This is a genomic window from Myxococcus sp. NMCA1 (assembly GCF_026810205.1).
Taxonomy (GTDB): domain Bacteria; phylum Myxococcota; class Myxococcia; order Myxococcales; family Myxococcaceae; genus Myxococcus; species Myxococcus xanthus_A.
Genome location: NZ_CP113950.1, coordinates 1,503,018 through 1,528,479, shown reverse-complemented (window position 1 = coordinate 1,528,479; position 25,462 = coordinate 1,503,018). Strand labels below are relative to the sequence as shown.

Here is a 25,462-nt window from a genome sequence, read left to right as displayed (position 1 = left end):
CAGCACCGCCCCCCAGCCCTTGAATGGAGCGTCACCGTTGAGCGGCCAGCCCAGCGTCCTGCAAGTCGTCATCCTCCGCGACGGTCTCCTCGTGGGCACCGAGGTGTTCGTCCCGGGCACCTATGCGCTCGGCTCGGATCCATCCTCCGACCTGCGCCTGGATGACCCGTCCGTGGAGCCGCGGCACGCCCTGCTCTACTTCCAGAACGGCCGCGCGGCGGTGCAGGACGCGGGCTCCAGCACGGGGCTCTTCGTCAACGGCCACCGCGTCTCCGCTTGTGAAATCCGGCCGGTGGATGAGGTCCTCTGTGGCCCCTTCATCCTGAAGACGCGCGTGCTGTCGCAGAAGCCGCAAGAGGCCAAGCCGCAGCCGCCGCCCGAGGTCGCTGCGCTGCTCGGCGCGGCCCAGGCGCCCACGCCGTTCGCCGCGCCGCCGCAGGCCGCCGCGCCCGCGGCCCCTCCGCCCTCCGCCGCGCCCGCGCGGCAGCTCCGTCCGGCCACGGGCGTCCCGCCGCTGTCCGCCACCATGCCCGCCGCGCGCGTGCCACAGCAGGTGGCCGCGGTTCCTCCCGTCCACGTGGCGACGCAGGTGGCCTTCCCCACGCCGGCGCAACCCGTGCCCGCGGTGGCCGTGGTTCCCCCCGTGGCGCAGCAGGCCGCCGTCCGCGCCGCTGGCGACCACGCACATGGCCTCCCGCAGGCACAGCCCGCCCTCATCCCCGTGCCTGGAGCGCAGCAGGCTCCCGCGGGCGTACCGGCGAGCACGGTGCCCTCGGTCCGCCGCAGGGCCGCGCCAGAGCCGGCCCCCGTGGCCAACCCGGGCATGCAGTTCGCGGACGAGCTGATGGCGGACCTCGCCCTCGACCCGCTCCCGAAGCCCACGGGGCCGCTGCTGGAGGAGCAGCGCACGCTGACGCGGCCCACGCATGCGCCGCGCATCGCGCCCGGCAAGGGCACCGCGCAGCTCTACCTGGAGCTGTACTGGGGCGCCGTCCGCCGCGACGCGCGCCGCTTCGCGCCGGACAAGAAGAAGCCGGTGCAGGCCTCGCTGGACCTCGAGGGGGCCATGCCCCTGTGGGGCTTCACGCTGCCGGAGGGCGCGCCCTTCACGCTGGCCGAGCCGCTCAACAACGCCTTCCGCCTCTTCGTGCCGCCGGGCACCGACGTGGAGAAGAGCAGCGGTGACGGCCGCTTCACCCCTGTCACCGGCGCGGCCCTGGAGTCCGACGGCAGCCGCCGCTTCCTCACGCTGCGCGAGGGCACCGCCGCGCGCCTGACGCAGGGGCAGATGTCCCTGGTGGCCTACGCCGCGCCCAAGCCCGCGCGCGTCTTCGTCAACCCGCTCAAGGGCCTGCCCTGGCTGACGCTGACGTGCCTGGGCCTCTTCGCCTCCGCCATGGCCGCGTTCCTGGTCATGAAGCCGCACCGGCAAGAAGTGGCGGACTTCCAGCAGAAGAGCCTGCCGCCCGTGGCGCTGCGTCTCATCGCGCCCGAGCCGAAGAAGAAGGAAGAGGCCAAGAAGAAGCTGGAGGCCATCAAGGAGCAGGCGAAGAAGCCCACCAAGGAGAAGGTGGCGGAGAAGGCGCCGCCCAAGCCGGTGGAAAAGACGCCGCCGCCACCGAAGCAGCCCGAGCAGGCGGTGGCCGCCGCCGCGCCGCCGCAGAACAAGGCGCTCAAGGCGCTGGCCAAGCTGTCCGCCGCGGGGCCCGCCACCAACGATTTGCTCGCCGCCGTGGACAAGCTCGGCAGTGGCCCCGGCAGCAAGAACGTGAAGAACTCCAACTACAAGCTGTCCGGCCTCATCGGGAAGGCGCCCATCGCCAACGCCGGCCTGGGCACCTTCGGGTTGGGCGGCGGCGGCAAGGGCGGCGGCGCCACGCTGGGCGCGGAGCTCTTGCGCGGCAAGGGCGGCGGCGGCATCGGCGCGCTGGGCGCGGGCGGCGTGGGCAAGGGCAAGGTGGGCGGCACCGTCACCCGCGCCACGGCCCGCAGCATCGCCTCCACGCAGGGCACGGTGGACCGTGAGGCGGTGGCGCGCGTCATCAACAGCAACCTGCACGAGGTGCACGGTTGCTATGAGCGCGCGCTGCTCAAGGACCCGGGTCTTGCGGGCAAGGTGGTGCTGGAGTGGACCATCGGCACGAACGGCCGCGTGGTGGCCGCCAAGACGAAGTCCTCCACGCTGCGTAATGCCTCCGTCGAGTCCTGCATCCTCTCCAAGCTGAAGTCGTGGACGTTCCCCTCCCCCAAGGGTGGCGTCGTCATCATCACCTACCCGTTCCTCTTCAACTCGGTCGGCTACTGACGTGGCCTCAGTCCGCGCGTCCGTTCCCGTCCTCCCCCAGGAAGCCCCCACCGTGCGATACGCCCTGCTCATCCTCTTGCTGCTGACGCCCGGACTCGTCCGCGCGCAGGCCGAGGCGCTGGAGAATCCCGGCGCAGTGTCCGCCATCCAGGAGCGGCGATTCCGGATGCACCACGAGCTGCTGCTCGGCGTCGGCGTGCTGCCGGCCAACGCCTACTACAAGGGCCTGGTGGGCACCGTCGGGTACACGTACCACTTCACTGACACCTTCGCGTGGCAGGTCGGGCGCGGCACGTACAGCTACAACCTCCAGACGAGCCTGCGCCGCCAGCTCGAGCGCGACTTCAACACGTCCCCCAACGCCGCGGCCTTCCAGGACCAGGTCCAGTGGATGGTGGGCTCGGACCTCATCTGGAGCCCGCTCTACGGGAAGATGGCCTTCCTCAATGAGTCAGTGCTGCACATCGAGGCCTTCCTGCTGGGCGGCGGCACGGTGGTGAAGCTCGACCGCGACGGCGGCTTCCGGCCCGCCGTCAACGTGGGGCTCGGCCTGCGCCTCTTCACCGGCAAGACGCTGTCGCTGCGCCTGGACGTGACGAACAACACCGTCTTCACGGGCGCCACGCGCGTCATCCAGGTGCCCCTCATCCAGTTCGGAACCGCGTTCAACTTCGGCGCCACGGAATGACCTCCCGCTCGCTCATCGCCGCGCTCACCAGCGCCGCGCTCCTCGTGTCTCCAGCGCCCGCCGCCGCGCAGTCTCCGGCCGCCGCGCAGCCCACGTCCCCCGCTCCCGCGCAGGGCACGCCTCCGGCGGGAGGAAAGGCTCCGGCCCCCGCCGACGCCAAGGCCGATGCGCCCGACGCCGCCAAGCCCGCCGCGAACGCCCCCGCGGCGGCCGCGGAAGCCCCGCCGCCCGCGCCGCAGAAGGTGGACCCGGCCGTCTTCGACAAGGCGCTCAAGGACTACTTCGACGGCAAGCCGCGCGACGCCGCCGGTCCGCTCCACGCCTGGCTTCAGGCCGCGCCCAAGACGGACGAGAACTACGCCTGGGGCCAGTACTTCCTCGCGCGCAGCCTCATCGACCTGGGGCTGACGCACGCGGGGGCCTCGTACCTGGCCCGCATCGCGCGCGAGCGCTCCAACCCCAACGTGCTGCCCCGCGCCCTGGACACGCTCAAGGCGCTGACGGACCGGCCGCACGACGAGGTGATGATTGACGAGCAGGTGTTCGGCGCGCTGGACCTGGGCTTCCTCCCGGAAGACACGGGCGCCTATGCGCACTACCAGCAGGGCCTGGTGGACCTGCGCGTGGGCAACGAGCGCTGGGCCAACACCCACTTCGCCAAGCTGTCGGAGACGAGCGCCGAGGCCAGCCGCGCGAAGTTCGCGCTGCTCGTCACCCGCCTGAAGCAGGTGAAGGAGCCGTCGGACGAAATCATCTCCGACTTCCTGGCGCTGTCCGAGGACGAGAAACTCACCCGCGAGGCGCGCAACGAGGCGGCGCTGGCGGTGGCGCGCCTGCGCTACGAGCGCAAGGACTTCCAGGGCGCGTTGGAGGCGTATGACCGCGTGAAGCTGCCCGAGCTGGACCCGGGCCGCGCCAGCCTCTACCTGGAGGAGGCGTGGACCCGCTACAAGCTGGGCGAGCTGCGCGCGTCGCTGGGCATCCTCACCACGCTGGACGCGCCGTCCTTCCGCGACGAGTTCCTGCCGGACAAGTACCTGCTGCGCGCGCTCATCTACCGTGACTTGTGCCACTACCTGCCGGCCAAGCGCGCCGCCAAGGAGCTGACGCGGCGCTTCGCGGACTCGCTGGAGGCGGTGCGCAGCCGCGAGGACCTCACCCAGGACGTGCGCCTGCGCCGCGCCGCCAACGCCCACGGAAGCACCCAGCGCGCCGCGCGCTTCCTGGAGACGTTGGAGCTGGAGGGCGAGCGGCTGGGCCGCTACGCCGGCAGCTTCGGCGACCGGCTCTTCTCGCACCTGACGAAGCTCTATGACTTGTCCCGCGCCGAGGCGGTCCGCGTCCATGACGCGCGGCTGGCCGAGGCCGTCCGCCAGGAAGCGGACACGCTGCTGCGGGCCGCCGAGCAGGTGCGCCTGATGGAGTACGAAGTGGGCCTGAAGCTGTACGAGCGCGTGAAGAAGGGCGCGCGGATAGTCGCGCCGGAGGACGAGCAGATTCTGTCGCCCACGCAAACGGCCTACCGTTTCGACGGCGAGTACTGGAACGACGAGCTGCGCTCCTACCGGGTCCGCATCGACAGCCGCTGCATCGAGGAGACGCCATGACCGGCCACCTGACGGGCCTGATTGCCGCCGCGATGCTCGCGGCCGCCCCGGGTGGCGCTGGACGTCCCGGCCCGGGCATCAACCCGATTGTCTCCAAGGCCAAGGAGCGCGACGAGCTCATCGCCAAGCTCAAGCGCGACATCTTCAAGGTGGACCGCGCCATCGGCGAGACGGAGCGCCTCATCTCCAAGAGCCGAAACGCGCCCTACCTGCCGGACCTCCAGTTCCGGCTGGCCGAGCTCTACGTGGAGAAGAGCCGCTACGTGTACTACCTCCAGGCCGAGTCCCGGCCGGAGGGGGCCAGCGGCGCCATCGTGTCCCCGGAGACGCGGCTGCTGAAGCAGAAGGCCGTGCAGATGTACTACCGGCTGCTGCGCGAGTACCCGGACTTCAAGGACGGCGACCAGGTGACGTTCTACCTGGCGCACGAACAGCGCGAGCTGGGCCAGTTCGACGAGATGCTCAAGACGCTCGGCGACCTGACGCGCAAGTTCCCCGGCAGTCCGCTGCGCCTGGAGGCGGAGCAGATTCTGGGCGACCACTTCTTCGACAAGGCCGACCTGGGTGAGGCGGAGAAGCACTACCAGGCCATCCTGGAGGCCCCGCCCTCACCGGTGCACGACCTGGCCCGCTACAAGATGGGCTGGATTCGCGTGAATCAGGCCAAGCACGCGGAGGCCGTCACCTTCTTCGAGGCCGCAGCCGCCAGCGCGCCGCTGCCCGGCGTGGACGTGAAGAAGGCGCTCAACGTCAAGCGCGAGGCCCTGCTGGACCTCGTCTACAGCTACACCGAGGCCAAGCCGCCCAAGGGCGCGCTCAACTACTTCGAGAAGCTCAGCGACAGCCGCGCCACCTACGCGCTCGCGCTGGACAAGCTGGGCAACCGCTACTTCATCAAGCAGCAGTACGAGTGGGCCATCCCCGCGCTGCGCAAGCTGATGGAGATTCAGCACGACCCGGAGCTGGACCTGGAGCGCGGCCAGAAGCTCTACGACGCCATCAAGGCCTCCAAGGGCAAGGTGCTGCCGGACGCCGAGGACCTGAGAATCCTCGTGCGCGCCGCGGTGCAGAGCAAGACGGACCCCGAGCTGGCGGAGGCCGAGCGCAAGAAGCACCTGGTGGAGTTGGAGGAGATGGCGCGCGACCTCTCCACCCTCCTCCACGTGGAGGCGCAGAAGAAGAACGACAAGGCGCTCTACGTGAGCGCGGCGGAGGCCTATCAGGCCTACCTGGGCCTCTTCCGGCCCGAGCAGCACGTGCGCACGATGATGAAGAACCGCGCGGACGCGCTGTACTCCGCCAACGCGTACCCCGAGGCCGCGCGCCAGTTCGAGGAGCTGGCCCGCTACCATGTGAAGGCCAAGGACGCGAAGGGTGAGGAGGAAGCCCTCAACGCCGCGCTGCTGGCGCACTTCTCCACGCTCAAGCCGGAGGAGGCGCAGACGCGCAACGCCTTCGAGGTGGCGGACGCGCGTCAGGCCATGAAGCTGCTGGGCGCCGACTTCGTGTCGCGCTACCCCCGCAGTGAGAATGCCCTGGTGGTGAAGTTCAACATCGCCCGCGCCTACTACGAGGACGGCGAGTACCCGAAGGCCGCGGAGCTGTTCACCGCCTTCGCGCTGAGCCACCCGCAGCACAAGGAAGCCCCCATCGCGGGCAACCTGGCGCTGGACAGCCTGCGGCAGCTCAACGACTTCAAGGGCCTGGATGAGACGGGCAAGAAGCTGCTGGGCGCGCCGCTGCCGGCCAGCTTCCGCGCGGACGTGCAGAAGATTCTCACCCAGAGCCGCGCCGAGGCGCTGGATGAGCTGGCCCTGCAGAGCGCCCAGGAGACGGGCGACGTCATCCAGGGTCTGGTGAAGGTCGCCGACGAGAACAAGAACTCCGACATCGGCGAGAAGGCGCTCTACGGCGCGTTCACCGCGGCGCGCGAGAAGCGTGACATGCAGGCCCAGCGCGAGCTGGGCACGAAGCTGGTGCAGGACTACCCGAAGAGCCAGTACCTGTCGGACGTACTGCTGACGCTGGGCCGGCACGCGGCGGAGGCCGCGGCGTTCGGCGAGGCGGCGGGCTGGTTCGAACAGGTGGGACAGAAGCTGGGTGGCGACTTCGCCGCCGTGGACGGCTGGCTGGCCGGCGCGCGGCTGCGCATGGCGCTGGGCGAGCACAAGGAGGCGGCGCGTGACTTGGAGGCCGCCGCCGACATCGCCGGCGCGCGCAAGGCGGAAGTCCTGGTGATGCTGGCGGAGACGCGGCTGAAGCAGAAGGACTACGCCCGCGCGAAGACGGCGGCCGAGACCGCGCTGAAGATGGACCGCCACAGCGCCGCCGCCGCGGCGGTGCTGGCCGAGGTGCAGGCCACCACGGCGCCCACCGCGCCCGCCGACGCGCTCATCGCCACCCTCACCACCGCGGTGCAGGGCCCCAACGGCGGCACCGAGGAGGCGGCGAAGGGCCTGTGGTACCTGGGCGAAATCCTCTACCGCGGCTACAGGGACCTTCCCGCGGACCAGGTGGAGGAGAAGGTCGCCGCGCTCCAGAGCATGGAGGGCATCTACACGCAGGCCGCGTCGCTGGGCTACGCCGAGTGGGCGGTGGCCTCGCTGTGGAAGCTGGCGCTCGCGTACGGCCACATCGCGGACGTGGTGGAAGGCACGGCCGTTCCCGCCGGCCTGTCCGCCGCGGAGGCGCAGCAGTTCCGGGCCGCGGTGAAGGAGCAGGTGACGCCGCTGAAGGCGCGCTCCGACGAAGCGTTCAAGGCCTGCTTGTCCCGCGCCGAGTCCCTGGAGGTCTTCAGCGCCGCGGTGGTGGGCTGCCGCGCTCGCACGGAGACGGCGGCGCTGCCGGTGCCGCAGCCGGGCACGCCCACGCAGCCGGCGTCCCTGGAGGAGCTGCGCAAGAAGGCCGAGCGCACGCTCAACGCGGAGGCGCTGGAGGCGCTGGGTCTGGCCTACCTGGACGCGCGCCAGTACGGCATGGCGCAGCTCACCCTGGGCCGCGTCACGGAGCTGCAGGACACGCGGGCCTCGGCGCACTCCGCGCTGGGTCTGGCGCTGCTCCACATGGGTGACGCCATGGGCGCGCGCGAGGCATACGGCCGCGCCATGGACTCCGACCCCACCTTCGGCAAGGCGCGCCTCAACCTGGCCGCGCTGCGCTGCCGCTTCGGTGACGTCGACGGCGCCCGCCGCGAGCTGGCCGTGCTCAAGGACGTGGCCTCGCTGGGCGGCAACGACGTGGATGGCGGGTGGAAGGCATGCAAGTGAGGCCCGCGCGTGCATCGTGGCTCGGCGTCCTGCTCACCGCCGCCCTCTGCGCCTGTGGCGACGAGGGCGGGAGGCTGGAGGGCAGCGTGACCTCGCTGCTCGACCTGCGCTACGACCGCGCGGAGGCGCAGCTGGCCGAAGGTGAGCTGGCGGTGAACTTCGTCACCCAGCAGGGCACGGGCACCAACACGGTGCTGAAGGTCAGCGCCCGGGTGCAGGACATGCTCCCGGAGGGCTACACCGGCTCGCTGGACGTCAACCTGGCGGAAGTCCTGGCCAACGGTGCCCAGCGCGGCGCCATTGGCCGCAACGTGCTGGATGAGCCGGCGCGGACCTTCCCGGAGCTGCGGGTGGGTGGGCTGAAGGTGAAGGCCCTTCCCAGTCAGCAGGGCCAGCGCATCTCCGGCGAGTTCCACGTCACGTTCGTCAACGGCACCCACACCTATTCCGGGCGCACCATCTTCGGAAGCTTCGAGGCGACGGTTCCATGAAGCGCTTTGTCCTGCTCACCCTCCCCCTGCTCTCCGCGTGCGGCGCCAGCTACAACATGCGCGTGCCCGACTCGCTGGAGAAGAAGCTCCCGTACGAGGCGCGCATCGAGCTGCTGGAGGCGGAGAACAACCTCGCGCTCGCCATCGACAAGGTGGACGAGGCCGACAACGAGATTGGCCGCGCCCGCGACAACATCCGCCGCGCCCGCTCCCGCAAGGAAGCCGCGGAGGATGAAGTGGACCGCGCGTCGGACGAGGTGTCCCGCGAGGTGGCGAAGCTGGCCATCGCCGAGGCCGAGGCCCGCGTGGAGTACCTGCGCGCCCGGCAGCGGCTCAGCGTGGGCCTGCGGGACGTGGAGCGGCTGGCGCTGCGCTGCGCCTTCGCCGAGTTCGAGCTGGCCCGCCTGCAGGCCGCCCGAAAGGCGAAGGTCGAGGGCAGCGAGCGGCTGGACCAGAAGGAATTCGAGGAGCAGGTCTCCGAGTGCAAGGCGGAGGTGAAGGAAGAACGCGCCGAGCTCGCTGGAGACGAGAAGGAAGAGAAGACGGCGCGGGAGGCGTGGGAGGCGAAGAAGGCGGCGCTCGCGAAGAAGACCTTCGACGCGCGCGCGAGTCCCTACGTGGAGAACCTATAATGAAGACTGCCAGCTTCCTGGTGCTCCAGCTCCTCACCGCGCAGGCCGCCGAGCCCGACACGGCCACGCTCGAGCGCACCGCCGCCGTGGAGAGCGCGCGGTTGGCCGAGTCCCCTGACGACGCGGACGCCCTGTACCGCCTGGGCACCGCCTTCCTCGCGCTCAACACGCCGAGGAAGGCCGTGGCGCCCCTGAAGAAGCTGGTGGCCCAGGAGCCGGACCTCATTCCGCCGAAGCTGGCCCTGGCCCGCGCGCTGCGGCTGTCCGGTGAGCCGGAGCAGGCGCGCACGGTGCTGGACACGGCCATCGCCGCCTTCCCCGAGGAGTCCACCCTCCGGGCCGAGCGCGGCCTGCTGGCGCGCGTACTGGACGAGCGCGACGTGGCCATCAGCCAGTACGCGGTGGCGGTGGAGCTGGCCCCCCAGGACGCGGAGCTGCGCTTCAACCTGGGCGAGGCCCTGCAGCGCGCCAGCCGCACGGACGACGCCATCGAGGCCTACCGTGAGGCGCTGAAGCTGGACGCGAAGCTCAACGTGGCCCGCGTGAATCTGGGCAAGGCCCTGGCGGAGAAGGGCCTCAACGGCGAGGCCAAGGAGACGCTGCGCGAGGCCACCCGGCAGAAGCTGGGTGACACCGAGGCGCACTACAACCTCGGCGTGCTCCTCATGCGGGAGAACGACCTGGACGGCGCCATCGCCGAGTACCAGCGCACGCTCGCCGCCGACCCCAAGCACGCCAGCGCGCACAACAACATGGGCGTGGCGTTCAACGAGAAGGGCGACCCGCGCAAGGCCACCGACGCCTTCCTCAAGGCCATCGCCGCGGACCCGAAGTTCGCCGAGGCGCACTTCAACCTGGGGCTGGCGTACTACCAGCTCGGTGACAACGTCCGGGCCTTGAAGGCCTTCGAAAAGGCCGTGGTGCTGGAGCCGCAGCGGTCCAGCGGGCCGTACACGCAACTGGGCCACCTGTACCTGACGCAGGGCAAGAAGAAGCAGGCCGTGGAGGCCTTCAAGAAGGCCATCGAGAAGAGCGCCGAGGACGGGAAGAAGACGACGGAGGCGTACCAGGGACTTGCTCGCGCGTGGCTCAGCCTGGGCAAGGCGGACGAAGCGGTGGCCACCCTGAAGACGGCCGTGGACGCCTTCCCGAAGGATGCGAGCGCCCGCGCCGCCTATGGCGAGGCCCTGCGCGCCAAGGGTGACTTGGATGGCGCCATCGCCGAGTACGAAGCGGGTGTGAAGCTCTCTCCCACGCCGGAGAACCGGCTGGCGCTCGCGGATGTGTACGCGCAGAAGCGGGTGGGCGCGAAGGCACAGCCGCTCTACAAGGCCCTCCTGGACGAGGACCCCGCCAATCGCGCCGCGAAGCTGGCGCTCGCGGACCTGCTGCTGGCCATGGGCGACTATGTGGCGGCGGAGGGGCTGCTCAAGCCCAAGGACGGCGAAGAGGCCGACACCGCGGCGCTGGCGCGGCTGGGCATCGTCCACTCGCGGCGTGGGCGGCCGGAACTGGCCGTGTCGGAGCTCGAGGCGGTGGTGGCGAAGGACCCGGCGCAGTTGGAGGCTCGCGCGGAGCTGGGCTTCATCTACCTGCGTGGCGGCGACGGCGCGAAGGCGAAGAAGGTTCTGACGTCCGTGCTGTCGGTGGACCCGCGCCACTCGCTGGGCCTGCTGTACATGGGCCACACGCTGTACAAGCAGGGCAACACGAAGGGCGCGGAGAAGTCCTTCCGCAACGCCGTGCAGGCGGACCCGAACTTCGCCGAGCCGCACAACGCACTCGGGCAGTTGCTGGAGGCGACGAAGCGCCTCGATGAGGCAAGGGACGCCTACAAGATGGCCGTGCAGTTGCAGCCGGACCACTCGGATGCGAAGGACGCACTGAAGCGGCTGACGGCGTCCGCACCCACGCCGTAGTCCGCTCGCGAGACGTCTCACCGCGATGCTCGCGCGCGAAATGAACTGACCGAGCGCGGGCTCCAGCGGAGCGTGCGGGCGAGCGTATGGGCATCGCGCCCGTGCAGTCCCATGGTGAACCCGCCGCCTACGCTGGCACGCCGAGCAACAACGCGCCCACGGCGACGAGCGCGGCGCCCGACAGTTGCCGTCGGCCCAGGCGCTCCCCCTGGAGCGCCGCGAGCACCAGCGCGAAGGCGATGGAGGTGTTTCGAAGCGTCAGCACCGCTCCTGCCCCGCCCCCCGCCAGCGCTGTCAGCAACAGGCCGAACGACAGCGCGGAGATGAGCCCCGCCGTCAAGACAAGCCCCGGTGCGAGCAAAGCCTCCCGGCGGAAGGCAGCCCACCCCTGCTGGCGACCCCGCTCCAGGATGAGCACGGGCAGCGCGACGAGCAGGCCGGTGGCGAACAACGCAGGAGGCTGCGCGCCCGTCCCCAGCGCCATCTTGTAGCTCAAGTGGTAGCCCGCGATTCCCACCGCCGACAGGGCCGCCCATGTCACGCCCGTCCCCGTGGACCCCGAGGGACGGGACAGGTTCATCACCGCGAGCCCAACGCAGAGCATCGCCACGCCCGACACCGTCCACGGGGACACCGCCTCCCCCAGCCACACCACGGACACGGGCCAGACGAGCAGCATCGCGCCACCACGCGACACCGTGTACGCGAGCCCGAGTGGCGCCTGACGCAGCGACCGCGCGAGCCCCGCGAGGTAAACGCTCTCACACACGCCCGCCCACAGCGCCCAAACGAGCCCCTCCGTGCTGGAGAACGCGGGGCCACGCATCCCCAGCGCCCAGATGCCACTGGCCAGGATGACCACGGAGATGACGCTCACCACGCCCACTTCCGGATTGGGATGACGCTTGAGCAGCGCGTTCCAAGCCGCGTGCAGGAACGCGGACGACAACACCAGCACCAGCGCAGCAGTCTCCAATGCGGCTCCTCGACGACGACCCACGTCCGTGACTACTCCAATCGCCGCGCGGGCGCAGCGCCCCCTTGGAGGCCGTTCGCGAGCTCGCTGTTCGGAAATGTCGGGACTTTTGAGCGGACACCCCCCCGACATTTCCGAACAGCGACCTGCCAGCCTCGAACCAGCCCCCCCTTGCGGTCAGGGCTCCTCGTCCGTGGTGCCAGAAGGCGTGCCGTCCCCCGTCATGAACACGGCGGGCAATTCAGGTCCCGTGGGCACAGGCTGGCGATCCATCACGAGCGCCCGACCGAATCGATGGCGCGCCTCCGCGTGCACGCCCAAGGACGCGCCCACCGCATGCGCCACCAGCACGAGGTCTTCCATGGGCGGCGTGCCCGTCTCGAAGGCCACGCCGTACGTCACGGAGAGCACGCCCTCCCCACTCCAGCGGGAACGGTGAAGGTGACGGCGCCCTCCGTCAGCGTGGCGCCGGCTGGAAGCGAGAGCCGCACCTCAACGGGTACCTCGAAGCCCGCGCGCCGCTCCACTTCGGCAACAAGCCGCACATGCCCAGACGAGGACGCCACCACCGTCCAGCCCACGCGCAGGGGCGAGGGAAGCCTCGCCGTGAGCCCAGCTCCCGGACCGGTGGTATGCGCATGCCCAGGAGCGGGCGGCGCGAGGCGCTTGCGAGTCTTGCCGCGGATGCGCTCCACCCCCGAAGCCACGTCCCTCCGTCTCCACGCAGCCCGCCGCGCACTCGCGCGTCCGCCACTGTCCCTGGACGCAGGCCTGCCACACACCGTCCGCCGAGCACCGCGAGCCACCGCCCAGGCACGCCGCGCCCGCGGAGCAGTGGGCTCCGCCCTCCAGCACGCAGGCCTCGGTGGCACTGCAATCCTCCTGGATGCGCACGCCCTCCACGCACCGCTCCACGATGCGAGTCCCCAGACACCGGCCACCCTCCGGCATGGAGACACAATCCGCCGCGGCACGCAGGGCTTCGTCCGGAAAAGCGGAGGCACACGCGCGGGCGCGGCACACCGTGTCCTCCGGCGCGCAGGCGGCATCACACGGCGGCCCGTCCTGCTCCGGCCCGCACGCCAGCACGAGGATGCCCAGGCACACCACCGCCGCTTCGAAACGCAATGCGTGGCACCTCCGCGCCCGCCGAACGGAGACGGGGTGAAGAGGCACGACAGCACGCCCATCGTGCGGCGTGGGAGCACCGGGCAGGCCACGGCTCCCCTGCCCGTCTGCCGCCAGCGTGGCGGAACGGCGCCCCCACGGGAAAGGCCCTGGGCCATCACGCGCGGTGTGGAGGGGCACCGGGCGCCAAGGGCCTTTCCCGCGAGGAGCTGAATCCAGCGGGCACGGCTCCGTCCGTGCTCAGGGAGGCAGCGGCGCGCGGCCCTCCGGGATGACCAGCGGACCGGGCGAGCCCGGCCATTCGACGACCTGCACGCGCAGGCCGAAGACGCGGGCCACCAGTTCCTGGGAGAGCACCTGCGCCGGTGCGCCCAGTTCAACCACCCGGCCCTCGGCGAGCACGGCCATCCGGTGCGCATACCGCGCGGCCAGATTGAGGTCATGCAGCACCGCCAGCACCGCGCCACCCTCCTGGGCGAAGCGTGCCGCCGCCTCCAGCACGAGGTGCTGGTGGGCCAGGTCCAGGCTCGCCGTCGGCTCATCCAGCAGCAGGTAGCGGTGTCCGGAGGCCAGCGGCTCGGAGAGCTGAGCCAGCACCCGCGACAACTGCACACGCTGCCGCTCACCCCCAGACAGCGTGAGATACGAGCGCGAAGCCAGATGCCGCGTGTCGGTGGCATCGAGCGCCGCCACCGCCGCCGCCAGGTCCGCGCTGCCTTCAGCGCGGCTCGCATGCGGACTCCGCCCCAGCAGCGCCACCTCCAGCGCAGTGAAGCCGAAGCCCAGCGACGACTCCTGGGGAAGCACGCCCAGCCGCACGGCCCGCTCCCGCGGCTTCCAACGCGACAAGGGAATGCCGTCCAGGAGCACCTCGCCCGTCGAGCACCGCAGCTCGCCCGACATGGCGGACAGCAGCGTGGACTTGCCCGCGCCGTTGGGCCCCACGACGGCCAGCACCTCGCCGGGCTGCAGGGCCAGGTCCATGGGCCCCAGCGTCCGTCCCCGGCCACGCCACACCTCGATGCCACGAACCTCCAGACTCATGCGGCCCCCTTGCGTGACAGCAGCCCGATGAAGACAGGAACGCCCAGCACGGACGTGAGCGCGCCCACGGGCAGCTCGGCGGGAATGGCCGCCGTGCGAGCCAGCAGGTCCGCGCCCACCAGCAGCGAGGCCCCCAGCAAGGCGGACGCGCTGAGCAGCCGCCGGTGGTCCGGCCCCAGCGCCAGCCGCAACAGCGCGGGCACCAGCAAGCCCACGAAGGCGATGACCCCGGTGACGGACACCGCCGCCCCCACACCCAGGGCCGCGGCGAGGATGAGCCGGCGCTTGAGGCGCTCGACATCCACGCCCAGGTGCCACGCCTCGCGCTCCCCCAGCAGCAGGAGGTTGAGGGTGCGCGCCTCACGCAGCAGCAGGCCCAGGGCGATGAGCAACGGCAGCGTGGCTGCCCCCACCACGTCCCAGGACGCACCGCCCAGGCTGCCCCAGGTCCAGAAGGTGATGGAGCGGAGCTGCGCGTCGGTGGCCATCTGCGTGAGCAGACCGATGCCCGCGCCCGCCCCCGCGCTGACGGCAACGCCCGCCAGGAGGATGCGCGCCGTCTCCGTGCGACCGCCGCCCCCACCCAGCCGATGCGCGAGCAACGTGGCGCCTAGCGCGCCCAGGAAGGCCGCGCCCGGCACCGCGAGCATCCGCAGCGAGCCCAGGTGGGCGCTGAGGGCCACGTCCATGACGATGGCCGCCACCGCCCCCAGCGCCGCGCCGCTGGAGGTGCCCAGCAGGCCGGGCTCCACCAACGGATTGCGGAACAACGCCTGAAGCGCGGCACCACAGGTGGCCAACACCGCGCCCACCATGATGCCGAGCGTCACGCGCGGCAGGCGGATGGACAGCAGCACCGCCTGCTGCACGGACTCCAACTTGTGGCCGATATCCAGGCCCACCAGGTCCAACAGACTGCCCGCCAGTGCCAGCAGAGGCACCGGCACCGCGCCCACGGCGAGCGACAGGAGCACCACGCCCAGCAGCAGTGCCGTCAGCAGCAGCCACGGACGCGGGGCGGCTGGCTGGATGGGCTCCTGGGTGCGGTAGGTGGCGGAGACGGGCGCAATCCCCGACGCACTCATTTGCGGCCCCGAGCCGGGGCCGCGTACCCATCCTGCAAGCGGCTCACGGCCTTGCCCAGGTGGGGCCCCAGCCCCATGAAGTGGACGTCGTCCACGGTGATGAGGCGCCAGCCGCGCACCTGCGACAGGCCGGGCGTGCGCGACAGGCCCTCCTCACCGCCCACCGGCTCCAGGGAGCTGGCCGGCATGAGGATGAAGTCCGGCGCCGCTTCGACCACCGCCTCCGCCGTCAGCGGCTTGTGGCCCGCATAGCCGGCGATGGCATTCACGCCGCCCGACAGCGTGACGAGCTCGCCCGCCGCCGTCCCGGCGCCCGCCACCATGAGGACGTTGGCCCCGCGCGCGTACAGCGCGAGGACCCGCGGCGGCTTCGCGTCCTTGCGCGCCGCCGTGCGCTCCTGCGCCTTGCGCAGGTCCGCGTCCAGTTGCTTGACCAGGGCCTCACCCTGCTCCGCCTTGCCCAGGCGCTGCGCGAGCGTCCGGATGCGCTCGCGCGTGGCGTCGACGGTGTGCTTGTTCGGCAGCACCACCACGTCCACGCCCACGGTCTTCAGTTGCTCGAGCACGCCCGGGGGGCCCGCCTCCTCGGACGCCAACAGCTGCGACGTGCCCAGGGCGACGATGGCCTCCGACGACAGCGCCCGCTGGTAGCCCACCTTCGGCGACTTCCGGGCGACCTCCAGCGCCAGGCTGGTGTCGTCCACGCCCACCACCTGCCCGCCCGCGCCCAGCGCGAAGACGGTTTCGGTGATGGCGGGGCCGACGGTGACCAGCTTCGCCGCGTTGACCGGTGCCTTGGCCGCGGCCGCCGCCGCCTGTGGCTTCGCGGGCACCGGCGCCGCCGCGTGCGCGAGCGAGGCCACCGCCATGAAGACCAGTGACAGTCCGGACGCGCGGCTCATCGCGCCACCTCGCTCGCGGGCAGCGCCTTGGCCAGTTCCTCGGCCAGCGCCCGCCACTCGGGCGACTCGGGCTGCCCCGGCTTCCGCTTGCCGAAGATGAGCGCGATGTTGTCCCCCGCCTCGTTGAACAGCTCCACGGACGTGACGACGCCGTCCCGCGTGGGCTTGCGCACGACCCACGCCGAGTGGACGTGGTCCGCGCGGACGTGGAGGTTGAAGCCCGCGTCCAACACGTTCATCCACGGGCCCATCGGCTTTACGTTCTTCACCGGGCCGGTGTGAATCTGGATGCAGCCAGGGTTGCCCACGAAAATCATGATGGGCAGCTCCGTCGCGGCCGCCTTCTCCAGCACCCACGTCAGCGAGGACGTCGCCACCGGGGTGGTCAGCTCCGGCTCGGCCAGGCGGAGCGCCTGGGTACGCGCCACGCTGAAGCGGTTGAGCAACATGAAGAACTCATGCGTGTCCTGGAGCGCGCGCCAGCCGGAGCGCAGCCCCTCCGCGTCAATCTCACTGTCGGGCTTGGGCGCCGCCGCGGGCGTGGCCGGGACGATGCTGAGCACCGGCGACTGGTCCGCGTGGGTGAATTCCTTCACCAGGGTGTCGAACGTCTCCTCGCGCCCGGCCTCCTCCACGTAGATTTTGTGGACGGCCGTCCCCGACGCGTCGAAGAACTGGAGGCTGCGGCGGATGCCATCGCCGTGCGGCTCGCGGATGGCGAAGCCGAAGCTCCAGCGCGTGAAGAACAGGCGCAGGTCGATCTCCTCGTCCAGCACCAGCCCCTGCTTGCCGTGCAGCTCGATGTTGCGCCAGGTGCCACGCTTCTCGTGCACGGCATGCGCGTTGCGCGTGAGCGACATCACCCGCCCCAGCGACTCGAAACGAGGCAGGAGCGCATCCAGCCGGAGGTCCAGCCGGACGACGCTCTCGCCAAGTCCCGTGGCGAGCAACTGCGCTTCACTCACACCCAATTGCTCGGCGGCGTCACGGATACGGGTGCGAGGCTGCTCCTCGCGGAGGGTCTGCCAGCGCTGGCGCAAACGGGTGGGCTCGGAGACGACATCAGAGTTCGCGGTCTGATTCATGTTGGACACCTGGAAGCGGAAGGATGCTCAGTAGGAGGACGGCTGCGTCACGGCGCTGCCGCTGGAGGCGGGGCCAGGCACCTTCGCCCAGCGGAACGACAACATCCCCGGCGTGCCCGCATCGTCGTAATAGGACTGCATGGCGACCTTGAAGTAGTCACCAGCGTCGGAGCGGACGACGTACACATTGCGACGCGCCGTGAGGGCGTGCGTCGTCATGTCATAGGCGTACCACCCGTCGCCCTGCTGGAAGGCGCTGTCCGGGTCCTCGCCCCGGTCTGGGCCGTCCTCGGAATCCGCGACGTAGCCGTCCGCCGGCGCCTGCGTCACCGCCGCGAAGTCCGTCTCGAGGAGCACCGCCACCGCCACGTTGCCGGTACCACTCACGCCGCCCCGGGTGCGGACGTTGAAGCGGTTGAAGGCCAGGTCCCAGACAGTGTCCTCGGAGGCGCTCACCTGCGCGCCCTTGTCCAGGTCCAGGCCAATCCAGTCTGCGCTGCTCATCGCGTTCACGGTGGTGGTGTACGAGCCGTCATCGTTGGCCACGTGCTTCACGTGGGAGCCATCCGTCGGCGGGTTCTCTGGTGGCAGCTCGAGGTCATCGCCACACGCGGACAGGGAACCGGCCAGCAGCAGGGCGGCGGCGGCGCGGCCCAGGAAGGATGAGCGGGGAGAGAAGCGGGACATGAGGACTCCTTGAGAGAATGAGAGGTGGAAGGAGGCGTCAGAGCCGGGCGGAGATGCCGGCCTGGATGGCGCGAGGGGGAATGGGGAGGTCGGTGGGGCTGCCCGCGTTCGCGAGGTTGGTGCCCAGCACGAAGAACTGGAGCTCCTCGCGCATGCGCCAGCCCAGCCGGGCATCCACGGTGACGTAGGTCTTCGCGTCGTACGGGTTGGCGACGCCGTCACCGTCCGTGTCCGGGTAGAAGGGACGCGGCCCCACGAGCGCGCCGCGCACCCAGGCCTCCAGGCCCGACGTCCGGTGACGCCAGGTGGCCTGCGCGGTGAGGCGCTGGCGCGCCTGCCCTTCCAGCGCCAGCCCCGTCTCCTCCGAACGGCCGTCGGTGAGCGTGTAGCCCAGCTCCGCGGAGATGCGGCCAGGCAGCTGCTGACGCGCGCCCAGCTCGCCGCCGCGCACGCGCGCCCGTGCGATGTTCACGTAGGTGAAGATCTGCTGCGGACCGACCATCTCCGTGGAGACGCCAATCATGTCCTGAAGGTTGTGCTGGAAGGCGCTCACCCACAGGAGCGAGGACTCCGCGGGCTTCACCTCCACCGACAGGTTGAAGCTGCGCGAGCGCTCCGGACGCAGGTCCGGATTGCCGTGCACCCGGTAGCCCACGCTGGGGTTTTCGAAGTCGAGCAGCATCTCCTGGAAGCCCGGCGCCCGGAACGCCCAGCCGTAGCTGCCGCGCAGCGTGAGCCAGGACGTCGGGTCCATGCGCGCCGCCAGCCGGGGCGTCACCGCCGTGCCGAACTGCGTGTCCGTGTCCACGCGCGCACCCGGCACCAGCGTCAGCTTCAAGCGCGGCACCAGGGTCCAGTTGTCCTGCACGTAGATGGACGCGCGGGCGCGCTGGCCGGTGCCGTCCTCGCCCAACCGGTCCGCTTGCAGCCATTCTCCGAGCAGCTCCGCGCCCGCCACGAAGGCGTGGGCGTCTCCCACCTTCGCGTCGAGCTGCGCGCCCAGCCGGCCCTGCTGCTCGCGCGTGTCCTCGATGGTGTCCAGCGCGTTGGAGCGGCGCTGGTCCCTCAGGTAGCGCCGGTTGAACCACGCATAGGCGCCATCCACGCGCAGCGAGGCGTTGTTGGACAGCGTCCACCGGGGAGACAGGCGCACGGAGAGCGAGTCATCCCGGCTGGCGCGGTCGAAGATGGCGCCCGTCACGCCCACGTCCACGCCGCGCTGCACCCGCCGCGCATAGGTGGCGTTGGCCTGCAGCGCCGTGCCCTCACTGACGCGCAAGTCACCGCCCGCGGACGCGTCGATGCCATCCAGGCTGCTGCCCGTGGTGCCGATGCTCGTCGGGTCCAGGAGGTACGCGTCCCGCCGCGCCAGACCGCCGCTCAGACGCAGCCCCCAGTTCTCCCCCTTCGCCTCGCCGGTGGCATCCAGCTCCAGCCGCTGCATGGAGCCGTAGGAGGCGCGCAGCTCGGCGCCCAGCGGACGGCGGGCACGGCGGGTGATGAGGTTCACCACGCCCGCCACCGCGTCGCTGCCGTAGAGGACCGACGAGGGGCCCTTCACGATTTCCACCTGTTCGATGTCCTCGGTGGACAGGCGGGACAGGTCCACGCTTCCGGCCACCCGGCCGGCCACGCGCTCACCGTCCACCAGCACCAGGACGTACTCCGGCGACAGGCCCTGCAGCTGCACCGTGGCGCCCGCGAACGTCTGGACCACCTGGAGCCCAGGGTGCGCGGCGAGCAACTCCGACGCGTCCCGCGCCCCGCTGGCCAGGATGTCCGAGCGGGTGATGACCTCCGTGGCCACCGCCGAATCCTCGAGCCGCTCCGGCGAACGCGACGCCGTCACCACCGTGCGCGCTTCCGGCAGCTCCTCCCCGTCGGACGCGGGCTCCGGCCGCGCATCGGCCTGGGCCACCTGTGCATCGGGCGGAGCCTCCGCGGTGGAAGCCTCGCTGGAAGCCACCTCCGTGGCAGGCGCTTCACTGCCACCGCCCCACGCCGTCCACGGCATGGAACAGGCCACGAAGAGCAAACACCCACGCCACGCCATGCTGCGTCCTCCGGCGCAAGGCCGGGGGCCTTTCGCGGAAGGCCCTGTAGGGCGCTGGGCTCAAGGGCCTCGGGCCTCAGGAAAAGACCTCACTGCACCGGGCCTGCGTGGCCCGGGAACGACGCACACGTCAGCGGCCTGAGCCGCTCACCTGCGCACCACCACCACGGCCTCCCGGCGGCGTTCGCTCCAGGGGCACCACCTGCGTCCGGTGGCAGCGGCGACACTTGAGCTCCACGCCCTCCGGCACCAACCGCGCCAGCAGGCTGCCGCACATGCAGCGCAGCTCCTCCGCCCCGCCTTCACCGTGGCAACCGTCGCGCATCACCGCTCCTGGCTCGAAACGGTGGCGACGATATTGATACTGATTTTCAAAGTCAAACGATTGGCGGAAAAACCGCCCCTGTGCGAATCAGGGTGTGCGGGAGCGCGCCGCTCAGTGAACTTTCGAGCGCGCGGAGGTGTCGCGAGACAAACGCACCTTGGGCGTCACCATGCGCGCGACACCGGAGTAGAGCTGGTCCTCGGTGTAGACCTTCCGCACCCGGCGCGGACTGCCGGGGTGGTAGGCGGGACCGGGCCGCTCCAGCCACTGGAGGATGCTCACCTCGCCGGAGTGGGCCATGGCGGCCAGCAACTCCGGGGGGCACAGCTTGAGGTAGCGGCGCACCAGCGGCTTGAGCTTGCGGGAGAAGTTGCGCCCCAGCACGGCATGGCGCCGGCCGGAGTGCAGCGTCCCGTCGAAGCGGCGCGACAGGTGGAAGAGCTCGTGAATCACCGTCTCCACGCGGGCCTGCGCGGTGGACCCCCGGAAGAAGAGCGGCCGGAGGGTGACGCAGTACAGCATCCGCTTGCCCCGGATGCGGATGATAGGCTTGCGGCGTCCGGTGCGGTCCGTGCTCTTCCCACCCCGGAAGCACAGGGGCTTCACGGTGCCCCGGGAGGCACGGCGGGCCTCACCGGCCACCACGAGGATGCGGCCCGCCTTCACATGCCCGAACTCCGGCATCTTCGCCGCGATGTCCCGGATGAGGGAGCGGAGCGTCTTGTTGAAGTTGGGGCGGCGTCGGGCCACGGCTGGTGGACAGTCTAGCGGAAAAGCCCTTGAGAGGGCTCCTGGGGGTGGCCACATTGTCTAGCGTCATGCGCTTGCCATCGCCCATGTTCCGACTGGCCGTGGTGCTCTCCCTCTGTGCGGGGTGTGCTTCCGCCCCCACCCGGCCCTCCAGTCCCGCCGTCCTCACCGCCCAGCGGACCGTCGTCGCGTCCCAGGGCCTCACCGACGCCACCCTGCGCTTCGAGGCCCAGGTGACCAGCCCCGGGGAGGGGGTGGTGGAGCGCGCCGACTACGAGCTCGTCGCCGACGGCCAGGTGGTGAAGACGGGCACCGCGAAGCTGGACGTGGCGCTGACGCCCGGCGAGCCCATGGACCTCTCCTTCGAGGAGCGCGCGCCCTACGTGAAGAACGCGGACGACCTGGCGCGGCTGAGCGCCCAGGAAGGCACGCTGCTGCTCGCCCTGCGCGGCACCCTCGTCGTGCGCTCGGGAGGCCAGGAGCAGACGATTCCCTTCGCCGCCAGCCGCACGGCGCGGATGCCCCGGCTGCCCACGGTGGTGGTGGAGGAGTTGGACGGGGCGCGCTATTCGGCCGAGGAGGTCCAGCTCAACCTCCGCCTGGGCGTGCGCAACCCCAACCCCTTCCCGCTGCGGCTGGAGGGCCTGACGTGGACGGCGTCGGTGGCCGGCAAGACGCTGGACAGCGGCACGCTGGCGCAGGCGGACACCGTGGACGCGTCCGCCACGGGCGTGTACCCGGTGGAGCTGACGGTGACGAAGGACACCTGGGGCCCGGAGGTGAAGGCGCTCATCTCCAAGGGGCTGCTGCCCTACGGGGTGACGGGGGAGGTGACGGGCCCGCTGCTGCGCGTGCCCTATTCGCTCACGGGCGAGGTGAAGCTGAACGTCTCCCGGTAGAGTGGCATGCCGTGCCCATCTACCTGTTGAGTGACGAGCACCCGGAGCTCTTCCCGCCCCCAGAGCGCGCCGACAAGAGCGGCGTCGTCGCCGTCGGCGGTGACTTGCGTCCGGAGCGACTGCTGGCCGCCTACGCCCGCGGCATCTTCCCCTGGTACAGCGAGGGAGACCCCATCCTCTGGCACTCGCCGGACCCGCGCTTCGTGCTGTCGCCGGACAAGCTCCACGTGGGCCGCTCGCTGCGCAAGACGATGGCGCGCGGCGTCTACGAGGTGCGCTACGACACCGCCTTCCGGCGCGTCATCACCGAATGCAGCCGGGTGCCTCGGCCCGGACAGACGGGCACCTGGATTACCGAGGAGATGATGGAGGCCTACGTCACGCTCCACGAGGCGGGCTTCGCGCACTCGGTGGAGGCGTGGGCGGAGGGCGAGCTGAAGGGCGGCCTGTACGGGGTGTCCCTGGGCGCGGCCTTCTTTGGAGAGAGCATGTTCGCGCTGGCCCCGGACGCCTCGAAGGTGGCCTTCGTCACCGCGGCGGAGCGCTTCCAGGGCTGGGGCTTCCAGCTCATCGACTGCCAGGTGGAGACTGAACACCTGGCCCGCTTCGGCGCGGAGAACTGGCCCCGTAGGCGCTTCCTCTCGGCGCTCGCCCGAGCGATGAAGGAGCCCACCCGGCGCGGGACGTGGACGGAAGGCGCGGCGGCGGGGCCCTGAGCGGCTGGGGCTTTCGAAATGGCGCGGACCCCTTTGAATATTGGAAGCGGCGGGCCGTCACGGTCCCACGCCACCGCCAGAGGAGCCGCCCATGCGATGGAGTTCCGCCCTGTTGCTGCCGCTGTGTCTCGCCACCACCGCCTGCGGCACGTCCGCGAAGCACCAGGCACTGCTCGAACGCCGCGACGCCATCCGGCTGGCGGACGTCGAGCGCGAGCAGGGCGCACGGGAGCAGTACCGCAGCAGCTCAGGCTTCCAAGACACCCGCTGGGGGATGACGAAGGACGAGGCCATGTCCGCGCTCCCCTTCCACGCCCGGGTCATCAATGAATGGGGGGACGTGCACGTCGCCGACGTCGTGGCGGGCCGCCGCGCGGACGCCTACTACGTGTTCGCCCAGGGGCAGCTGGCCGAAGTCACCCTCCACTTCCACGCGCCGGGCGCCGTCCGCGACAACTTCAACTCGGTGGCGGAGCTGCTCACCATGAAGTACGGCAAGCCCGCATCCCTGGAGGACTCGGCGCGCGACGCGGAGGACCGCCTGGCGTTGGCGCAGATGGCCAACAACCTCTCCGAGGCCTCCGCGAACTACCACGCGTGGCGCTCGGGCGTGCAGCCCAGTGGCCCCGCCGTGGACAACTTCGGCCGGCAGATGGAGGCCAACGCGAGAACGAATGCAGCGCTCGCGGCCCACGAATACCTGTTGCAGGGGACGTGGGATGACAAGGAGACTGGGCTGCTGCTCAGCGGAAGCCAGGAGCCCGGGGCGCGCAGCCTGACGCTCACGTACACGAGCCTCAGGCTGAAGCCCTACCTGTCCAAGGAGCTGGCCGTCCGCGACCAGCAGCGCAAGGTGGAGCAGTCGCGGGAACTGTAGCCGCTCCACTCGGGTGGCGCCGCGGGCGGGGACGCACCGCGGCGCTCAAGGACCGAGCGAAACGACCCAGTCCCCGGCGTACTGAGACGTCATGGGCGTGCGGGCCAGCGGAGGGCAGTACCGGAAGTGCTCGTCGTAGCGCGCGATGTCCGCGCGCTCGGAGAGCCTGAGCAGGGCGAGCCCCTCCAGCCAAATGGCTCGCTTCGGCGCGAAGCGCGTCACGGGGGTCGTGAAGAGCTTCGCGCGCTTCTCGATGTCCTCTCCATGCACGAGCACCGCGTGCTTGAACGCCTCGGAAAAGGCCTCTGCGTCACCATCGAGCAGGGCTCGGGCACAGGCGGCTCGGTCCGTCTCTGTCTCGAGCCCCAGTCCCTCCATCGCCTCCACCCTCGGGATGACGACGTCCCTGGTACCGGGCGAGACCATCGCATGGAAGAGCTGGGCGCGTGCATGCTCGGAGCGGTACTCCTCGTCCGGAAGCCACCGCGTCTCGGAGAGCTCCGCGACCTGTCGCGCCAGACTCCAGTGCCCCGCCGCGATGGCACCGAACAGAGGATCCATGTGTCGCGAAGCAGGGAGCGCCCACTGCTTGAGGCGGCAATGCGTGAGCAATCGCCTCCAGTTCTCGGCGGCGCGGCACAGGTTCAGGAAGAAGCCCTGCGGGTCGCCATCCACGAGCAGGGTGGCCACGGCCACGACGTGGAAGTGGACACAGAGCTCATCCACGGTCCGCACGAGGACGTCCCGGCTCGCTGTGGGTTCGACCTGACGCATCAACTGGAGAATGGCCCGCCCGGAGTCCTCCCGCAGAGCCGCAAGCTTTGCCACGCAGCCTCCTCCAGGTTCAGGCGAACATGTCGTCGAAGCCTTCGGCGGGATGGGCCCTGAAGCCCGTCAGCCCCGCCTGCTCGAAGGCCTGCTTGGTCCGGTCCGAAATCAGGATGAGCTCCATCATGTTCCGGGCGCGGAAGATATCGGCTTTCGGGTCTATCTTTCCTTGAGTCAAAACAAGATTACCAACCCGAGTCACTTCCTTCTTCGTTATTGGGTCAATGTCACAATCTGACCTTTCCAAGTCGATAACGTCCTGAGAGCCCAAAACATTGAGGATTCCATATCCCTCGGCGACCGGGCTCCACCGGTGATCACACATGGCAACTGGAAGGAACTCCGCGTTATCGACTTGCAACTCCTCCAGCACCAGCCTCACGCGTGACGACACCAGCAAGACACCCACGGTGTTTCGCACGAAGTCGTAGAGCTTGCGTCGGTCCGGGAAGTGGTCCGAAAACGACACCTTCCCTCCGGTTGAAAACTGTCGCGCGAGCGGCTCCCCCCGACTGAACTTCCAGTTGGTAGGGCTACCCTCGGGCAGTGCATCAATGATTGCACCATCCGCCGACTCGGCTTTGAGAACCCAATAGTCTATCACAGAGAACACTCAAGCGAACATGTCGTCGAAGCCTTCGGCAGGATGAGCTCGGAAGCCCGTCAAGCCAGCCTGTTCGAAGGCATTCTTGGCCCGGTCCGAGATGAGGATGAGCTCCATCATGTTGCGGGCTCGGAAGATGTCGGCCTGCGGATCAATTTTTCCTGCTGTCAGCACCAGGTTACTGACATGACTAATTTCCCGAGAGAGAGCACTGACGTCGTAGGTCGATTTTTCCATATCGATCGCATCTTGGGAGCCCAGGACATTCAGGATGCCATAACCATCAGCCACCGGACCCCACTGGTGATCACACATAGTAACGGGAAGAAACTCTGCATTTTCGACCTTCAAGCTCTCCAACACATGTCTCACTCGCGACGACACGAGTATGACACCAATGGTATTTCGCACAAAATCATAGAGTTTACGCCGGTCCGGGAAGTGGTCCGAGAACGACACCTTTCCCCCAGCAGGGAAACTCCGCGCTAGAGGCTCGCCCGTACTGAACTTCCAATTGGTCGGACTGTCCTTGGGCAAAGCATCAATGATGGCCCCATCTGCAGACTCCGCCCGTAACACCCAATAATTAGCCATG

General features: G+C 70.1%; 24 protein-coding genes. 10 read left to right on the top strand and 14 right to left on the bottom strand.

All coding sequences use genetic code 11. The features are described 5' to 3' along the window. The first annotated feature begins 37 nt into the window (after positions 1-37). Genes OZ403_RS06555 through OZ403_RS06525 form a run of 7 tightly spaced genes read left to right on the top strand, consistent with a single transcriptional unit; the run spans position 38 to position 10,908 of the window. Positions 38-2,305: an AgmX/PglI C-terminal domain-containing protein gene (locus OZ403_RS06555; protein ID WP_268783719.1), complete on the top strand. Its 2,268-nt coding sequence runs from the start codon at positions 38-40 to the stop codon at positions 2,303-2,305. A gap of 52 nt (positions 2,306-2,357) precedes the next feature. Then, complete coding sequence (locus OZ403_RS06550; RefSeq protein ID WP_140788298.1) at positions 2,358-2,993, top strand: outer membrane beta-barrel domain-containing protein; 636 nt, start codon at positions 2,358-2,360, stop codon at positions 2,991-2,993. Beyond that, on the top strand, positions 2,990-4,600 hold the full coding sequence (locus tag OZ403_RS06545; RefSeq protein WP_140788296.1) for a hypothetical protein: 1,611 nt from the start codon (positions 2,990-2,992) through the stop codon (positions 4,598-4,600). The genes OZ403_RS06550 and OZ403_RS06545 overlap by 4 nt, the downstream gene beginning before the upstream one ends. Next, positions 4,597-7,866, top strand: coding sequence for a tetratricopeptide repeat protein (locus OZ403_RS06540; protein WP_140788294.1), 3,270 nt, complete (start codon positions 4,597-4,599; stop codon positions 7,864-7,866). Before OZ403_RS06545 ends, OZ403_RS06540 begins: the two co-directional genes overlap by 4 nt. Beyond that, a complete protein-coding gene (locus tag OZ403_RS06535) occupies positions 7,848-8,357 on the top strand; it encodes a hypothetical protein (RefSeq protein WP_140788292.1) in 510 nt (169 codons plus the stop codon). The genes OZ403_RS06540 and OZ403_RS06535 overlap by 19 nt, the downstream gene beginning before the upstream one ends. After that, positions 8,354-8,989, top strand: coding sequence for a hypothetical protein (locus OZ403_RS06530; protein ID WP_140788290.1), 636 nt, complete (start codon positions 8,354-8,356; stop codon positions 8,987-8,989). The genes OZ403_RS06535 and OZ403_RS06530 overlap by 4 nt, the downstream gene beginning before the upstream one ends. Further along, positions 8,989-10,908 carry a tetratricopeptide repeat protein gene (locus OZ403_RS06525; RefSeq protein ID WP_268783718.1) on the top strand — a complete coding sequence of 640 codons (1,920 nt, stop codon included), beginning with the start codon at positions 8,989-8,991 and terminating at the stop codon, positions 10,906-10,908. Before OZ403_RS06530 ends, OZ403_RS06525 begins: the two co-directional genes overlap by 1 nt. A 127-nt stretch (positions 10,909-11,035) precedes the next feature. On the opposite strand, the gene OZ403_RS06520 is transcribed toward OZ403_RS06525, so the two are convergent. The 11 genes from OZ403_RS06520 to OZ403_RS06470 form a co-directional block, all read right to left on the bottom strand. Continuing rightward, a complete protein-coding gene (locus OZ403_RS06520) occupies positions 11,036-11,908 on the bottom strand; it encodes an EamA family transporter (protein WP_328285505.1) in 873 nt (290 codons plus the stop codon). A gap of 153 nt (positions 11,909-12,061) precedes the next feature. After that, positions 12,062-12,295 (bottom strand): hypothetical protein, encoded by a 234-nt coding sequence (locus OZ403_RS06515; protein ID WP_268783716.1) that lies wholly within the window; start codon positions 12,293-12,295, stop codon positions 12,062-12,064. Beyond that, positions 12,283-12,591: a hypothetical protein gene (locus OZ403_RS06510; protein ID WP_268783715.1), complete on the bottom strand. Its 309-nt coding sequence runs from the start codon at positions 12,589-12,591 to the stop codon at positions 12,283-12,285. Before OZ403_RS06510 ends, OZ403_RS06515 begins: the two co-directional genes overlap by 13 nt. Positions 12,592-13,252: 661 nt before the next feature. Continuing rightward, positions 13,253-14,056 (bottom strand): heme ABC transporter ATP-binding protein, encoded by an 804-nt coding sequence (locus tag OZ403_RS06505; protein ID WP_140788282.1) that lies wholly within the window; start codon positions 14,054-14,056, stop codon positions 13,253-13,255. Next, positions 14,053-15,141, bottom strand: a complete 1,089-nt coding sequence (locus OZ403_RS06500; protein WP_140788280.1) for a FecCD family ABC transporter permease — start codon at positions 15,139-15,141, stop codon at positions 14,053-14,055. The genes OZ403_RS06505 and OZ403_RS06500 overlap by 4 nt, the downstream gene beginning before the upstream one ends. Further along, positions 15,138-16,043 carry a heme/hemin ABC transporter substrate-binding protein gene (locus OZ403_RS06495; protein ID WP_268783714.1) on the bottom strand — a complete coding sequence of 302 codons (906 nt, stop codon included), beginning with the start codon at positions 16,041-16,043 and terminating at the stop codon, positions 15,138-15,140. Before OZ403_RS06495 ends, OZ403_RS06500 begins: the two co-directional genes overlap by 4 nt. Then, on the bottom strand, positions 16,040-17,128 hold the full coding sequence (locus tag OZ403_RS06490; RefSeq protein ID WP_140873536.1) for a hemin-degrading factor: 1,089 nt from the start codon (positions 17,126-17,128) through the stop codon (positions 16,040-16,042). Before OZ403_RS06490 ends, OZ403_RS06495 begins: the two co-directional genes overlap by 4 nt. 27 nt (positions 17,129-17,155) lie before the next feature. Beyond that, the gene (locus OZ403_RS06485) at positions 17,156-17,815 is read right to left on the bottom strand and encodes an HmuY family protein (protein WP_268783713.1); all 660 of its coding nucleotides are present in this window, start codon (positions 17,813-17,815) and stop codon (positions 17,156-17,158) included. Between the two features lie 37 nt (positions 17,816-17,852). After that, on the bottom strand, positions 17,853-19,868 hold the full coding sequence (locus tag OZ403_RS06480) for a TonB-dependent receptor plug domain-containing protein (RefSeq protein WP_268783712.1): 2,016 nt from the start codon (positions 19,866-19,868) through the stop codon (positions 17,853-17,855). A gap of 130 nt (positions 19,869-19,998) precedes the next feature. Next, positions 19,999-20,193, bottom strand: coding sequence for a hypothetical protein (locus tag OZ403_RS06475; RefSeq protein WP_174258666.1), 195 nt, complete (start codon positions 20,191-20,193; stop codon positions 19,999-20,001). Positions 20,194-20,304: 111 nt separating this feature from the next. Beyond that, positions 20,305-20,943, bottom strand: a complete 639-nt coding sequence (locus OZ403_RS06470; RefSeq protein WP_140788268.1) for a hypothetical protein — start codon at positions 20,941-20,943, stop codon at positions 20,305-20,307. Between the two features lie 68 nt (positions 20,944-21,011). Here OZ403_RS06470 and OZ403_RS06465 point away from each other — a divergent pair, with 68 nt between their 5' ends. From OZ403_RS06465 to OZ403_RS06455, 3 genes are all read left to right on the top strand, one after another. Further along, complete coding sequence (locus OZ403_RS06465) at positions 21,012-21,842, top strand: LEA type 2 family protein (RefSeq protein WP_418763988.1); 831 nt, start codon at positions 21,012-21,014, stop codon at positions 21,840-21,842. Between the two features lie 11 nt (positions 21,843-21,853). Beyond that, a complete protein-coding gene (gene aat / locus OZ403_RS06460; protein WP_140853248.1) occupies positions 21,854-22,558 on the top strand; it encodes a leucyl/phenylalanyl-tRNA--protein transferase in 705 nt (234 codons plus the stop codon). 91 nt (positions 22,559-22,649) lie between these two features. After that, positions 22,650-23,435, top strand: coding sequence for a hypothetical protein (locus OZ403_RS06455; RefSeq protein WP_268783711.1), 786 nt, complete (start codon positions 22,650-22,652; stop codon positions 23,433-23,435). 45 nt (positions 23,436-23,480) lie between these two features. On the opposite strand, the gene OZ403_RS06450 is transcribed toward OZ403_RS06455, so the two are convergent. The 3 genes from OZ403_RS06450 to OZ403_RS06440 are packed head-to-tail and all read right to left on the bottom strand — an operon-like array spanning position 23,481 to position 25,461. After that, entirely contained in the window at positions 23,481-24,263 is a 783-nt protein-coding gene (locus OZ403_RS06450) for a hypothetical protein (protein ID WP_140873532.1), read from the bottom strand. A 16-nt stretch (positions 24,264-24,279) separates the two neighbouring features. Then, a complete protein-coding gene (locus tag OZ403_RS06445) occupies positions 24,280-24,876 on the bottom strand; it encodes an imm11 family protein (protein ID WP_268783710.1) in 597 nt (198 codons plus the stop codon). Then, positions 24,877-25,461 carry an imm11 family protein gene (locus tag OZ403_RS06440; RefSeq protein ID WP_140788256.1) on the bottom strand — a complete coding sequence of 195 codons (585 nt, stop codon included), beginning with the start codon at positions 25,459-25,461 and terminating at the stop codon, positions 24,877-24,879. Between the last annotated feature and the right edge of the window lies 1 nt (position 25,462).

Bases quoted from the DNA above. Each gene is read 5' to 3' on its own strand.
- OZ403_RS06485 (WP_268783713.1), bottom strand. From the start codon at position 17,815: ATGTCCCGCTTCTCTCCCCGCTCATCCTTCCTGGGCCGCGCCGCCGCC.
- OZ403_RS06490 (WP_140873536.1), bottom strand. From the start codon at position 17,128: ATGAATCAGACCGCGAACTCTGATGTCGTCTCCGAGCCCACCCGTTTG.
- OZ403_RS06545 (WP_140788296.1), top strand. From the start codon at position 2,990: ATGACCTCCCGCTCGCTCATCGCCGCGCTCACCAGCGCCGCGCTCCTC.
- OZ403_RS06480 (WP_268783712.1), bottom strand. From the start codon at position 19,868: ATGGCGTGGCGTGGGTGTTTGCTCTTCGTGGCCTGTTCCATGCCGTGG.
- OZ403_RS06525 (WP_268783718.1), top strand. From the start codon at position 8,989: ATGAAGACTGCCAGCTTCCTGGTGCTCCAGCTCCTCACCGCGCAGGCC.
- OZ403_RS06465 (WP_418763988.1), top strand. From the start codon at position 21,012: ATGCGCTTGCCATCGCCCATGTTCCGACTGGCCGTGGTGCTCTCCCTC.
- OZ403_RS06500 (WP_140788280.1), bottom strand. From the start codon at position 15,141: ATGAGTGCGTCGGGGATTGCGCCCGTCTCCGCCACCTACCGCACCCAG.
- OZ403_RS06530 (WP_140788290.1), top strand. From the start codon at position 8,354: ATGAAGCGCTTTGTCCTGCTCACCCTCCCCCTGCTCTCCGCGTGCGGC.
- OZ403_RS06455 (WP_268783711.1), top strand. From the start codon at position 22,650: ATGCGATGGAGTTCCGCCCTGTTGCTGCCGCTGTGTCTCGCCACCACC.
- OZ403_RS06495 (WP_268783714.1), bottom strand. From the start codon at position 16,043: ATGAGCCGCGCGTCCGGACTGTCACTGGTCTTCATGGCGGTGGCCTCG.
- OZ403_RS06505 (WP_140788282.1), bottom strand. From the start codon at position 14,056: ATGAGTCTGGAGGTTCGTGGCATCGAGGTGTGGCGTGGCCGGGGACGG.
- OZ403_RS06475 (WP_174258666.1), bottom strand. From the start codon at position 20,193: ATGCGCGACGGTTGCCACGGTGAAGGCGGGGCGGAGGAGCTGCGCTGC.
- OZ403_RS06440 (WP_140788256.1), bottom strand. From the start codon at position 25,461: ATGGCTAATTATTGGGTGTTACGGGCGGAGTCTGCAGATGGGGCCATC.
- OZ403_RS06540 (WP_140788294.1), top strand. From the start codon at position 4,597: ATGACCGGCCACCTGACGGGCCTGATTGCCGCCGCGATGCTCGCGGCC.